The 13,736-nt window shown below is 35.7% G+C and carries 15 protein-coding genes; 10 read left to right on the top strand and 5 right to left on the bottom strand.

Features of this window, described 5'->3' with window-relative positions; genetic code table 11:
* Positions 1-23: 23 nt before the first annotated feature.
* The 10 genes from B6A10_RS15825 to B6A10_RS15870 all read left to right on the top strand — a co-directional run bounded on the left by B6A10_RS15825 (position 24) and on the right by B6A10_RS15870 (position 7,583).
* Entirely contained in the window at positions 24-719 is a 696-nt protein-coding gene (locus B6A10_RS15825; RefSeq protein WP_055090182.1) for a ZIP family metal transporter, read from the top strand.
* A gap of 256 nt (positions 720-975) precedes the next feature.
* The gene (locus B6A10_RS15830; RefSeq protein WP_155960809.1) at positions 976-1,149 is read left to right on the top strand and encodes a hypothetical protein; all 174 of its coding nucleotides are present in this window, start codon (positions 976-978) and stop codon (positions 1,147-1,149) included.
* Positions 1,149-1,754 (top strand): hypothetical protein, encoded by a 606-nt coding sequence (locus B6A10_RS15835; RefSeq protein ID WP_188221640.1) that lies wholly within the window; start codon positions 1,149-1,151, stop codon positions 1,752-1,754. Before B6A10_RS15830 ends, B6A10_RS15835 begins: the two co-directional genes overlap by 1 nt.
* Positions 1,755-1,848: 94 nt before the next feature.
* Positions 1,849-2,706 (top strand): N-acetylmuramic acid 6-phosphate etherase, encoded by an 858-nt coding sequence (gene murQ / locus B6A10_RS15840; RefSeq protein ID WP_262891633.1) that lies wholly within the window; start codon positions 1,849-1,851, stop codon positions 2,704-2,706.
* An 83-nt stretch (positions 2,707-2,789) separates the two neighbouring features.
* Positions 2,790-3,011 (top strand): DUF6095 family protein, encoded by a 222-nt coding sequence (locus tag B6A10_RS15845; RefSeq protein ID WP_188221642.1) that lies wholly within the window; start codon positions 2,790-2,792, stop codon positions 3,009-3,011.
* Positions 3,011-3,583, top strand: a complete 573-nt coding sequence (locus B6A10_RS15850; RefSeq protein WP_188221643.1) for a pentapeptide repeat-containing protein — start codon at positions 3,011-3,013, stop codon at positions 3,581-3,583. The genes B6A10_RS15845 and B6A10_RS15850 overlap by 1 nt, the downstream gene beginning before the upstream one ends.
* Before the next feature lie 2 nt (positions 3,584-3,585).
* Positions 3,586-3,960 carry a hypothetical protein gene (locus tag B6A10_RS15855; protein ID WP_055090170.1) on the top strand — a complete coding sequence of 125 codons (375 nt, stop codon included), beginning with the start codon at positions 3,586-3,588 and terminating at the stop codon, positions 3,958-3,960.
* 103 nt (positions 3,961-4,063) lie between these two features.
* A complete protein-coding gene (locus tag B6A10_RS15860) occupies positions 4,064-4,834 on the top strand; it encodes a TerC family protein (RefSeq protein WP_026715158.1) in 771 nt (256 codons plus the stop codon).
* A gap of 155 nt (positions 4,835-4,989) precedes the next feature.
* The gene (locus B6A10_RS15865) at positions 4,990-6,927 is read left to right on the top strand and encodes a DUF294 nucleotidyltransferase-like domain-containing protein (RefSeq protein ID WP_055090166.1); all 1,938 of its coding nucleotides are present in this window, start codon (positions 4,990-4,992) and stop codon (positions 6,925-6,927) included.
* Positions 6,927-7,583: a 3'-5' exonuclease gene (locus B6A10_RS15870; protein WP_188221644.1), complete on the top strand. Its 657-nt coding sequence runs from the start codon at positions 6,927-6,929 to the stop codon at positions 7,581-7,583. The genes B6A10_RS15865 and B6A10_RS15870 overlap by 1 nt, the downstream gene beginning before the upstream one ends.
* Positions 7,584-7,614: 31 nt before the next feature.
* Here B6A10_RS15870 and B6A10_RS15875 read toward each other — a convergent pair whose 3' ends face one another.
* The 5 genes from B6A10_RS15875 to B6A10_RS15895 all read right to left on the bottom strand — a co-directional run bounded on the left by B6A10_RS15875 (position 7,615) and on the right by B6A10_RS15895 (position 13,601).
* Positions 7,615-10,350, bottom strand: coding sequence for a DNA gyrase/topoisomerase IV subunit A (locus B6A10_RS15875; protein ID WP_188221645.1), 2,736 nt, complete (start codon positions 10,348-10,350; stop codon positions 7,615-7,617).
* Between the two features lie 15 nt (positions 10,351-10,365).
* Positions 10,366-10,668, bottom strand: coding sequence for a nucleotidyltransferase family protein (locus B6A10_RS15880; RefSeq protein WP_055090163.1), 303 nt, complete (start codon positions 10,666-10,668; stop codon positions 10,366-10,368).
* A complete protein-coding gene (locus tag B6A10_RS15885; protein WP_188221646.1) occupies positions 10,668-11,078 on the bottom strand; it encodes a nucleotidyltransferase substrate binding protein in 411 nt (136 codons plus the stop codon). Before B6A10_RS15885 ends, B6A10_RS15880 begins: the two co-directional genes overlap by 1 nt.
* Positions 11,079-11,097: 19 nt before the next feature.
* Positions 11,098-12,960 carry a DNA topoisomerase IV subunit B gene (locus B6A10_RS15890; RefSeq protein ID WP_188221647.1) on the bottom strand — a complete coding sequence of 621 codons (1,863 nt, stop codon included), beginning with the start codon at positions 12,958-12,960 and terminating at the stop codon, positions 11,098-11,100.
* A gap of 119 nt (positions 12,961-13,079) precedes the next feature.
* The gene (locus tag B6A10_RS15895; protein ID WP_055090224.1) at positions 13,080-13,601 is read right to left on the bottom strand and encodes an NADPH-dependent FMN reductase; all 522 of its coding nucleotides are present in this window, start codon (positions 13,599-13,601) and stop codon (positions 13,080-13,082) included.
* Positions 13,602-13,736 lie beyond the last annotated feature (135 nt).

The raw sequence follows: 13,736 nt of genomic DNA on the forward strand, positions 1-13,736 counted from the left end.
ATTAAACGATTCAACTCAATTAAATGAATTATCTATTACCCTTACTTTCGGTACTGTTAGGATACAGTATTGCTTTGGTTTTAAAACCAAAAAATAAAAGCAACCTCAAACTGCTATTGGCATTCAGCGGTTCGTTTTTGCTTTCATTAACGGTAATGCATTTATTACCTGAAATTTACGAAAGTCATGTACATGAAGACGGACATTCGCATGAAGGAAGTATGGGCATTTTTATCATGATGGGGATTTTGTTCCAAATTATTCTGGAATTTTTCTCCAAAGGTGCTGAGCACGGTCACGTTCACGGACATCCAAATATGTCACATATTCCGTGGTTGTTGTTTATCAGTCTTTGCATTCACGCTTTTTTGGAAGGATTCCCTGTAGGACATAATCACTCCAATTTAGCGTTGGGAATTGCTATTCACCACCTGCCTATTGCTATTATTTTGACCACTTTTTTCATCAATTCGCATTTAAACAAACAGGCTATTTTTGCCTTCATGCTTACTTTTGCGTTGATGACGCCACTGGGAACTTTTGCTTCTGATTATCTTACGGGATTAAACGAATATCACAGCGAAATCACCGCCATCGTAATCGGAATATTATTCCATATTTCTTCAACTATTATTTTTGAAACCAGCGAGGGACATAAATTTAATGTTGCCAAAGTTTCGATGATTGTTTTAGGAATTGTATTGGCTTATTTTTTATAAATTTCAATCTATGAATTTGGTTATTTATTAATGTAATTTTCGATAGCCAAATCCACAAATAACCAAATAAAAAAACTCAAAATGACCTTCATAAAAACCACTGAACAATCCTCGAAATACGAACATTTAGAAAAAATGTCTGTTACCGAATATTAAGTAATATCATAATTTATTTAATAGTTGTAAGTAAGCTCAAAAAAAGCTAATAAAAAATACAATTTTATTTTGTACATTTGAAAACCAATCATCTTTAGTCATGAATAAAAGTCAAACATCATTACTTATAGCTTTAGCAAAAAAGCTTGAAAAAAAACAGAGTTCTAAAGAATCTGCGATTAAATCCTTGAGTTCTGCTGGTATTGTTACTAAAGAAGGAAAAATGACTAAATCTTTTCCTAACTTAAAACGCATATTATCTGTTACTGAATAATGTACAGTTCGAGGTCTAATCTTTTAATCGGATTTCATGGTTGTGATGAATCTGTAGCCTTACAACTTCTTACAAAGCCCAAAAAAGTTAAGATTAGTGAAAAACCATTTGATTGGTTAGGTCATGGATTCTATGTTTGGGAAAACAATTACGATAGAGCTTTACAATGGGCTAAAGACAAAGAAAAAAAAGGTAAAATCACAAAAGCTTCCGTAATTGGAGTTGTCTTTACACTTGATTATTGCCTAGATTTAATTGATAGTGAATTCATTAAAATGCTTTCTGTCTATTATGACTTAATGCAAAAGGATTTTACCAGTATCGATAAAGAATTACCTAAAAATAAAGATGTAAAAGAAGACGAGCACAAAGACTTGTTGATACGAGAATTAGATTGTGCTGTAATCCAATATCTTCATCAAAAAATTAGGGAAGAAATCGAACAAGACAATACCACACCTTTAAAAGAATTTGATACCGCGAGAGGTGTATTTACTGAAGGAGGTCCAGCATTTCCAGGTGCAGGTGTTCAAAAGAAAAGTCATATACAAATATGCATCCGTAACATGGATTGCATTAAAGGTTTTTTCTTGCCTCGAAAATAACCTAAATAGGACAAAGCTAACTGTTGGACAACTTGCATTTCAAAAACAAAAGCCCCCAAAACCTCTCTACTATTCTTCTAAAAACTTAGTACCTTTGAATCTTTGCAACTCAGAAACTCAAAAAAAAAAAAAAAAAATGACCTTCATAAAAACCACCGAACAATCCTCAAAATACGAACATCTTGAAAAAATGTCTGTTACTGAATTATTGACCAACATCAATAATGAAGACAAAACTGTTCCGCTTGCTGTAGAGAAAGCACTGCCGCAAATTGAAAATTTGGTAACCCAAATCGTTGCCAAAATGAAACTAGGCGGACGTTTATTTTATATTGGCGCCGGAACTTCTGGCCGTTTAGGTGTGGTGGATGCTTCCGAATGTCCTCCTACTTTTGGAGTTCCTTTTGATTTGGTGGTGGGAATCATTGCCGGTGGCGACAAAGCCATTCGCAAAGCGGTGGAAAACGCCGAAGACAATGCTACTCAAGCCTGGATTGATTTACAGGAATTCAATATTAACGAAAATGATGTGGTGGTAGGAATTGCTGCTTCGGGAACTACTCCTTATGTCATTGGCGGATTAGAAGCCTGTAATAAAAATAATATCATAACCGGAAGTATTTCCTGCAATGCAGCGAGTCCGCTTTCGCAAACGGCACAATTTCCAATCGAAGTTATTGTAGGTCCCGAATTTGTAACGGGAAGCTCACGTATGAAAGCCGGAACCGCTCAAAAACTGGTTTTAAACATGATTTCGACTGCCACGATGATTCAGCTTGGGAAAGTTAAAGGCAACAAAATGGTCGACATGCAATTGAGCAACAACAAACTCGTTGACCGCGGAACTAAAATGATTATGGGCGAAATTCCGGTGAGTTATGAAGAAGCCGCTCAATTACTAAAAGAACACGGCAGCGTGCGCAAAGCAATTGATTTTTATAATTCTAAATAGTCCACAGCAGTTAGTCTTTTAGTCCTTAGTTGGACAACCGAAAGACTAAGGACTATGGACTCATCACTAAGTACTAAAAAAACATGTCTACAAACAAAGAATTATTATCTAAAGGTGTCAAATATTTAGCAGGAGCTTTGCCTTTGCTTTTCATGGGCCCTTCATTCATCCATAATGCTTTTATGAACCAGCAAAATGCATGGCATTACCTGGTTTTGGGATTCGGAATTGCATTTTGTATTGCGGCTGTTATTTTGGCCTTTAGAGGACTGCAATTTATCATGAAAGCTTTATTTAACGATTAATGGAAGAACTCATTCACATTCAAAAAACCTTTGAAAAGGTAATTTTCATCAATAAAAAAGTGAGCAATCGCGAATTTGAAGACTGCGTTTTTAAAAACTGTGATTTCTCAAATAGTGATTTTTCTAACAATACTTTTATGGATTGTGAGTTCATCAATTGCAATCTTTCGATGGTCAATTTTACCGGAACGAGTTTAAAAACAGTACATTTCTCCAATTGCAAATTACTCGGAATTCAATTTAACCATTGTGCCGATTTTATGTTTGCAGTAAGTTTTTCTGATTGTATTTTAGATTTCGCTTCTTTTTCGAATAAAAAAATGCCTAAAACAAGGTTTCTTTCCTGTTCGATGAAAGAAGTCAGTTTTATTGTAACAAACCTTTCTAATTCGGTTTTCGACAATTGCAATCTGGAAAATGCTATTTTTAACGATACCCAATTGAAAGAAGTGAATTTCCTGACTGCTTACAATTATAAAATTGACCCCGAGTTTAACCCGATGCGAAAAGCCAAATTTTCGATGCAGGGAATTCCCGGACTTTTAGACAAATACGATATTAAAATTCAATAAAAATGAAAAAACTTATCATTCTTCCTTTATTCTTAGCTTTCGTTTCCTGCTATCAGGCCGAACACAACTGCAAGGACTTTAAAACTGGTAAATTCCGTTTTGAACACGAGGTAAACGGAGTAAAAAAAGTAACGCTTTTTGAACGCAATGACAGCATCGAAATCGAAACATTTGAAGGAAAAACCGATACAGCTTCGATTCGTTGGGTAAATGACTGCGAATATATTTTGAAAAAAATCCATCCTAAAAACATGGCCGAAGAAAAAGCGATTGGAATGAAAATTTTGAACACTTCAGGGAACACTTATACCTTTGAATTTGGTTTAGTAGGTTCTGACCAAAAACAAAGAGGAACTGTAACCAAAATTTCAGATTAAAAGTATTTTTAGTGTCCTAAAATACAATATCATAGCTACTTTCACATAGAATAAACCTGTAACTGATAACTGATAACTGATAACCCATAACTCATCACACAAAATGGAAGTATTTTTAAATCCCGATGCTTGGATTGCCTTATTAACCCTAACGTTTCTGGAAATTGTTCTGGGAATTGACAACATTATTTTTATCTCTATTGCCACGGGAAAATTACCTGAAGAAAGCCGTAAAAAAGCAACCAAAATCGGAATGTTTCTGGCGATGTTCATGCGTATCGTTCTCCTTTTTGGAATTACAATTTTGATTGCCATGAAAGAACCTTGGGTCACGCTTGATTTTAGTTGGATACACGCCGAAATTTCCGGACAGAGTATCATTCTTTTATTAGGAGGTTTGTTTCTGATTTACAAAAGCACCAACGAAATCAGGGAAAAAGTAGATCACAAAGGAGAAGAAGAAAAAGAGATTAAAAAATCGGCGGCGAAATCCTTTGGCAGCGTTATTATTCAAATTATCCTGATTGATTTAGTCTTTTCTTTTGACAGTATTTTGACTGCCGTAGGAATGACTAACGGTGTTGCCGGCGCTTTATACATTATGATAACAGCGGTGATTATTTCGGTTTTAATCATGATGCAATTTGCCGTTCCCGTGGGGACTTTTGTTAACAAACATCCTTCGATTCAAATTTTAGGATTGTCGTTCTTGATTTTAATTGGTTTGATGTTATTGACCGAAAGTGCACATTTATCAAATGCTCTTATTTTTGGCAGCCATGTAACCCCTATTCCTAAAGGTTATTTGTATTTTGCTATATCATTTTCGCTAATGGTGGAAGTATTGAATATGAAAGTTTCGAAAAAGAAATAAAATCTCGATGCAAAATCAACAAACAAGCTCCTCAACGGGAGCTTTTTTGTTTAATAGAAAAATAAAATTAATAAATTAGCAAAGAATAAGCTCAAATGATAAAATAACTCTAAAGCTTAAATTCTCAACTAAAAACAGTCTAAACTATTTTTTTAATGAAAAATACCATTTCGCAAAGGGTAGCCGATTTTTTAAAAAACTTTCCCCCTTTTAACTTTCTGGAACAGGCCGAAATCGAAACACTAGCCGAGAAAGTTTCCATCATTTATAAAGAAAAAGGAGCCGTTATTTTTGAAGAAAACGAAGAAACGCACGATTCCTTTTATGTGGTTCACAAAGGCGCCATTGAATTGCGTAAAAAATCCAAAAACAATATTCTGGACATGTGTGACGAAGGAGATATTTTTGGTCTCCGTCCGTTAATTGCACACGAAAATTACAAAATGGAAGCCACGGCTCATGAAGAAAGTATTTTGTATGCCATTCCAATTACTATTTTTAAACCTTATGCCATTAAAAATGCTAATGTTGGAAATTTTGTCATCGACAGTTTTGCCTCTAACACCCATAATCCGTATTCCAAAAGTCATAGTGGTAAATTGTACGGCAACCCATTTGATGATGAAAACAACGCCGATGAAATAATCGATAACGACAACAAAATACTCGATTTACAACCGATAAAATATTCGAAAAAAATCATCACCTGTTCCCGTGCGGCTACCGCCAAAGAAATAGCCAAAATAATGACTAAAAAAAATGTGGGAGCCATGCTGGTTGTGGAAGACATGCTGCCCATAGGAATCATTACCGATAAAGATTTAAGAAACAAAATCGTAACGGGAGATCATTCCATCAACACCACAGCCGATGTTATTATGAATTCGCCCGTAATTACCTATTCAAAAAAAATGACCATCACTCAAGCACAAATGGCCATGATGAAAAGTAATATCAGTCATTTATGTCTTACGAAAGACGGAACAGCCAATACAAAAGCTGTTGGAATCTTATCCAAACACGACGTTATGGTGGCTTTGGGAAATAATCCTGCGGTATTGATTAAAGCTTTAAAAAGGGTAAAAAAAGTAAAAGCAATTAAGCCCATTCGTGCCAAAATAATGCAGCTTTTACAAGGCTATCTAAATCAAAATATTCCTATCACGCTAACCTCTAAAATAATTACCGAGCTCAATGACGCCTGTATTCAAAGGGTTATTGAACTGTCATTAGCCAAAATGAGTACGCCACCTCCGGTTCGGTTTTCGTGGCTGGCTCTGGGAAGTCAGGGACGCAGTGAACAATTATTGCATACGGATCAGGACAACGCGCTGATTTATGAAGATGTTCCGGAAGAAAAAGAAGAAAAAACCCGAAAATACTTTTTAGAATTAGCCGCCATTGTTAATAAAGGACTTTTTGAAATCGGTTATGAATATTGTCCTGCCGAAATGATGGCTTCTAATCCAAAATGGTGCCTGAGTTTGAACCAATGGAAACAAACCGTTCACGACTGGATTAGCAAACCCGGAAAAGACGAAGTGTTACTTTCTTTTATTTTCTTTGATTATAGTTTGTCCTACGGAGATCAGGAATTAGCTAACGAACTCGCTGATTATATTTTTGGAGATATCGAATCCAATCCTATTTTCTACGTGCATTTAGTGAGTGGTGCTTTGCAAAGTCCGTCACCAACGGGATTTTTCAGGCAATTTCTGGTAGAACAGGATGGTGCACACAAAGATTTCTTTGATGTAAAAAGACGCGCATTGATGCCTCTTGCCGATGCTGCCCGCGTTTTAATTTTATCCCATCGCATAAAAGGAATCAGCAACACTCCGGAACGATTTGAAAAACTGGCCGAACTGGAGCCGCAAAATAAAGAATTGTATCTGTCTTGCGCTTATTCGTACAAAGCCCTGCTTAAATTCCGAACCAAACAAGGACTTTTACATCACGATTCGGGACAATTTATTGAATTAGAAGCTTTGACCAAATTAGAAAAAGTAAAACTCAAAGCTACTTTTAAAACCATTAAAGAATTACAGGAAGTGATTTCGATGCGCTTTAATCCTGGAAAAATCAACATATAATGAGTCTGAAAGAAAAATTTATCCAGTCGTTACAAATTCTGGGAATTCTGGAAGTTCCTATTGATGAGCGTTTAAACTGTAGCATCGAATCAACCCGTTTTGTCGTTTTAGACACTGAAACAACCGGTTTTAATTATACTGATGACCGGATTCTTTGTATTGGCGCCATCGTTTTGGAAAACGGAGTTATCGATTTACAAAATGTTTTCGAACATTATATCGATCAGGAACATTTTGATAAATCCAGTGTTCAAATTCATGGCATTATCAGAAGTGATGTTTTGGATCACAAATCTGAAATCGAAGTATTACAATTATTTATCGATTATTTAGGCGATTCGGTCATTGTAGCGCATCACACTAAATTTGATGTCACCATGATTAATAATGCTTTGGAAAGAAACGGACTGCCTAAGCTCACTAACAAATGTTTAGACACGGCGGTTTTGTACAAAAGAACTTTAATTAAATCCAATTTACTCCAACACAAAGACCATTACACGCTGGACGATTTGGCCGACAAATTTGATATTTCAAAAAAAGACCGGCACACTGCAGTGGGAGATGCCTATATTACAGCGATTGCTTTTTTAAAAATCCTGAAAAAATTAAAAGGCAAACATGAAAAAATGATGTTGTACCATCTTTTCAGATAAAATAAAAGCTCCGTTTTGGAGCTTTTATCTTTTATTCTAAAACCAAACCTATTTGTCCATCATCATCTAACTGAACAGTAGTATCATCGGCATTGAGTTCACCTTTCACTTCCATTTCTTCGGCTACTACTTCTTCAGGGACATCATAAGGAAGGGATTCTAAAGCATTAACCTGTTTTAGTTTATCCGTTGTCAATTGATTTCCAAGTGCTTTAAATCCTTTCACTGCAATAAAATTCTCTACATCAATTGTCACACTTTCTTTTTGGACTCCTTTTATTTTAGGAAATACCAATTCTACAACCGGACGGTAATCGGTTGAAACCAATTCCAGTTGAGAATTTGGGTGCTCTGTAATAAAAATATCTTCCTTAGATTCATTTTCAACCAAAAAGCGTTTCAAATAATAACGCTCTTTTTCACCATCATAATAAATTGCCGAAATTGGCTTTTTAGGAATCCATTTTTCCAGCACTATCATATCTTCCTCAAAATGCGTCGTCAATTCCGGAATAATGACTTTTAATTTCCCGGATTGCTGAATTACCAAAATTTTATCACTCGGACGGAATTCACCTAAAAGTTCTCCTCTGGCATCCACATTCAAACGTTGCACCGTATCATCGTACCAAATTTTTCTTGGCAATAAAGTCGAAATACCTTTTTCCTTAATATCGATTTTCTTAATCGGATGTTTGGTAACCAAATTTCCTTTGGAAGCACGACCTTTAATCGCCAGATTAGCAAAATCCAAATCAAATTTTAGTTTCTTAATACTACTTATTTGGCGTAACAGAATCGTAATTACCTCCGCTTCTCCATTAGGATTACAGGTAAAATACAACACCATAGAACCTTTAGTCCCATTGGTCAAATCGTACATTTTATCTCTGGTAACTCCGGAAACATTGAATCGTTTGATATAAGATGGCCCAGATTTTCCATCGCGATACACCATGTTGTAAATGGTTCGTTTATCACTTTTATCAAAAACGGCTACGTGAATAATATCTTTCCCAACAAAAGTCTTGGCATCTACTTTGGTTACCATCATACTTCCGTCACGCAAAAACACAATTACATCATCAATATCCGAACAATCGGTCACGTATTCGTCTTTTTTCAAACTAGTTCCTACGAAACCTTCTGCTCTATCTACGTACAACTTGGTATTTCGCAACACAACTTTGGTCGCTTCGATATCATCAAAAATGCGTAACTCCGTTTGACGTTCTCTGCCTTTTCCGTATTTCTCTTTTAATTTGGTAAAATAAGCTATTGCAAAATCTATGATGTGCTCCAAGTTGTATTCTACCTCCTTCATCTCGTCTTCTAATTTCGAAATGAAATCATCGGCTTTATCCGAATCGAAACGGGTAATACGAATCATCGGAATTTGAGTCAGTCGCTGTAAATCGTCATCATTAATTTCTCTGACAAATGATTTTTTGAATGGTTCAAAACGATCGTATAAATACTTGTAAAGCGATTCTCTGTCTCCGTATAATTTGAAATCAATATACATTTCTTCACGAATGAATATTTTTTCCAAAGTAGCAAAATGCCATTTATTTTTTAATTCATCCAATTGAATTTCCAACTCCTGACGCAGTAAATCAACTGTTCTATTGGTAGAAATTTTCAACATAGCCGAAACCCCAATAAACAAAGGCTTATTGTCTTCAATTACGCAACCCAAAGGCGCAACTGAAGTTTCACAAGCAGTGAATGCAAATAGCGCATCAATAGTTTTATCTGGTGAAACACCTGGATAGAGATGAATTAATATCTCAACCTCAGCAGCGGTGTTATCCTCAATACGTTTGATTTTTATTTTCCCCTTGTCATTAGCTTTCAAAATACTATCAATCAAGGTCGAAGTATTGGTTGAAAATGGAATCTGAGTGATTGCCAAAGTACTTTTGTCAATCTGCGAAATTTTGGCACGAACACGCACACGTCCACCACGCATACCATCATTATAATTAGACACGTCGGCAATACCTGCTGTCATAAAATCAGGATATAATGTAAACGGTTTTCCCTTTAAAATTTTAATCGAAGCATCAATCAATTCGTTAAAATTATGAGGCAATACTTTTGTAGAAAGACCTACCGCAATACCTTCTGCACCCTGAGCTAACAATAATGGAAATTTTACCGGAAGGTTAATCGGTTCGGCTTTTCTACCGTCATAGGAAAGTCCCCATTCGGTAATTTTTGGTGAATACAAAACCTCTAAGGCAAACTTGGATAAACGTGCTTCGATATAACGCGAAGCCGCAGCCCCGTCACCAGTTAAAATATTACCCCAGTTTCCCTGACAATCAATCAACAAATCTTTTTGACCAATTTGCACCATGGCATCGGCAATACTGGCATCACCATGAGGGTGATACTGCATCGTATGTCCTACCACATTAGCCACTTTATTATAACGACCGTCATCCAACTCTTTCAACGAGTGCATAATACGACGCTGCACAGGTTTGAATCCGTCTTCAATAGCAGGAACCGCTCGTTCCAAAATTACATACGAAGCATAATCCAAAAACCAGTCTTTGTACATACCGGTAACTTTGGTAATGGTATCACTACCATCGCCTTCCTGTTCATTTTCGTAAAAATGCTCTCCTTCAAAATGTTTAGCATCTACGTCAATAATTTCATCAGTATCTTCTCCGTTCTGGTTTTCATCAATGGGATTCTCCTCCGAATTATTTTCTTCGTTGTTTGGAATGATGTTATCGTCTTCTTCGTCTTTCATTTATCTGAATTTATTTCAGTTTTTCCTTTTATAAAAAGTTTTTCCTACTCTTTGTATATGTTCTTTCAAACTTTCTGATTTCAAATTATTATAAATTGAAATATCAAATTTATAAGGTATATAGCTATCGTCTAAATCGTGCCATAATTTATTAAAATCTTCCGTTGTCACTTCTCCCAAAATACTTAAATCAATATCAGAACCTTCCTTATAATTTCCTTTTGCACGGGAACCGTAAATAATTACTTCGTTAATAGAAGCGCAATTTTCAATGATTCTTAAAATTTCCTGATGACTTTTAGGATAAATACCAAACATTAGAGATACGTTTTCATTTTGTTTTCAAAAGCGATAAAAGAATCAAAATACAGATTTAAAATAGTATCCAAAATGGACAAAATTTCATCTTCATCATAAATATGTGAAGTCAAATTTCTGCTTTTTATCATATCAAACCAGATTTCACCATTCGTTATCAACCCCACATTAAACGCCTCTTTTACAGCATTTTTACTCCCGAAAAAATCCGTTTTTCCCTGAGCTTCTAAAAAATCCTTCATCACCTTCCACGACAACTCCTGAGAAACTTCAAAAGCCTGAATAACACCTTGCAATTCTAATTCCGTGAACTTCCGTTCTGTACTTAATTGTTTCGCATTCTTTAATTGCTTAAACGCATTCACAAAATGCTCAAACCTTTGTTTCCAACGTATATCTTGATTATCCATAACTTAATATCTTAAAAAATTAAGCTTCCTCCAAAGTATCTACCTCTACTTTCAGGTTTTTGATGATAAAATCCTGTCGGTCTGGGGTGTTTTTACCCATATAAAAAGACAACAACTGCTCAACTGAGGTATTTTTGTCCATCATCACAGGATCTAAACGGATATCTTCACCAATGAAATGTTGGAATTCATTAGGAGAAATCTCTCCCAATCCCTTAAATCGGGTGATTTCAGGTTTGGGTTTTAATTTTTCTATGGCTGCTACTCTTTCTTCTTCTGAATAACAATAAATGGTTTCTTTTTTATTTCGAACCCTAAACAAAGGCGTTTGCAAAATATACAAATGTCCTTCTTTGATTAATTCTGGGAAAAATTGCAGAAAAAAAGTAATCAATAACAATCGAATGTGCATCCCATCAACATCGGCATCGGTAGCGATAACAATGTTGTTGTAACGCAGGTTTTCCATGTCGTCTTCAATATCCAAAGCCGCCTGAAGCAAGTTGAATTCTTCGTTTTCATAAACGATTTTCTTGCTCATACCGTAGGAATTCAAAGGCTTACCACGCAAACTAAAAACCGCCTGCGTATTCACATCTCGAGATTTGGTAATCGATCCCGAAGCCGAATCTCCCTCGGTAATAAACAGGGTACTTTCTAGATATCTTGGATTTTTTACATCTGGCAAATGCACGCGACAATCACGTAGTTTTTTATTGTGCAAACTCGCTTTTTTGGCTCTGTCTTTGGCTAATTTTCGAATTCCCGAAAGTTCTTTTCGTTCTCTTTCGGCTTGCAAAATTTTACGAAGCAACAAATCGGCTGTTTCTGGATTTTTGTGCAAATAATTGTCTAAATTATTTTTGACAAAATCATTCACGAATGTTCTAACCGAAGGCATTCCAGGTTCTGAACCTACTTCGGTAGAACCCAATTTGGTTTTGGTCTGCGATTCAAATACCGGTTCCATCACCTTAATACTCACCGCTCCCACAATGGATTTTCGAATATCTGAAGGCTCAAATCCTTTGTTGTAAAACTCACGAATCGTTTTTACAATCGCCTCACGAAATGCCACTAAGTGCGTACCTCCCTGAGTAGTATTTTGACCATTTACAAACGAATGGTATTCTTCACTGTATTGCGATTTACTATGGGTCATCGCGATTTCGATATCATCGCCTTTAAGGTGAATAATATCGTAAACCTTGTCTTCTTCGGCAATGTTTTCGTTTAATAAATCTTTTAAACCGTAGTCTGAAAAGAATTTTTCTCCATTGTAAATTATCGTTAATCCAGTATTCAGATAACAATAATTTTTGAGCATTTTCACTACATATTCGTTTCGGAATTTGTAGTTTTTAAAGATAGCATCATCCGGTGTAAAAGTAACCTTGGTTCCTTTTCGTTTCGTAGTGTCAATTACATCTTCTTCCAACACTAAATTTCCGGCTGAAAACTCCGCTGCTTTTTGTTTTTCTTCACGAACCGATTCTACACGAAAAAAAGTAGATAAGGCATTTACCGCCTTAGTACCTACTCCGTTCAAACCAACCGATTTCTTAAATGCCAGGGAATCATATTTTCCTCCGGTATTCATCTTCGAAACTACATCGACTACTTTTCCTAATGGAATACCACGTCCGTAATCACGTACCGAAACCGTTTTATCCTTGATAGTCACTTCGATAGTTTTACCTGCACCCATGACAAACTCATCGATACAGTTATCGAGGACTTCTTTCAATAAAATATAAATACCGTCATCCGGAGACGAACCATCTCCCAATTTCCCGATATACATACCGGGACGCATACGGATATGCTCTTTCCAATCGAGTGACCGAATATTATCTTCGGTATATTTACTTTGATCTGACATTAAATTTTGTGGATTTTCCGCTAATATAGGGTTTCTCAATAGATTTTGAAAATTCAAACAAAAATAATATTTATCGAAAAATAATCTAACGAAACTCCTAAAGCGCTTTGATTTTACAATTAAATCCCTTTCACAATCTCCCTCAACTGATTATCCAATTCCTCATTAGAAATCATTCCTTTTTCTATATCAAAATTCGTATCAAAAAGAGGGAGAGAAAAAGTTCCTTTGATCTCTGCACCATAACGCGGAAAAGCATTGGCAGCAATATCTAAAACCGTAGCTCCGCCCCTGCCTCCTGTTGAAGTCGCCATTAACAACATTGGTTTTTGCTGGAAAACTTTCCCCACAATACGGGAACACCAATCGTACACATTTTTAAAAGCAGCCGAATAATTTCCGTTGTTTTCTGCCAATGAAACCACTAAAAAATCGGCGGATTCAATTTTTTTTAAAAAGGCTTTAGCCAATTCATGCTGACCAATTTCAGCTTCAATATCCACACTAAAAAGCGGCATTTGGTAATCATTTAAATCCAAAACTTCGACTTCGGCATTTTCAAAAAGCGAAGCTGCATAAGTGGCTAATTTTTTATTGATAGAATTTTTACTGGGGCTTCCGCCAAAAGCGATTATTTTCATAGTGTTTTCTTTTCCTGAAAAATACATAAAATTCAGAAACAAAAGAAGCCGTCTCAAAACATAATTTGAGGCGGTTTTTTCATTTCAGTCTATTTGGTTTGATTTTTACTTCTGCTGAAAAAAACTAAAATTGTC

The sequence above is a fragment of the Flavobacterium pokkalii genome (genome assembly GCF_014596575.1).
Lineage (GTDB): Bacteria > Bacteroidota > Bacteroidia > Flavobacteriales > Flavobacteriaceae > Flavobacterium > Flavobacterium pokkalii.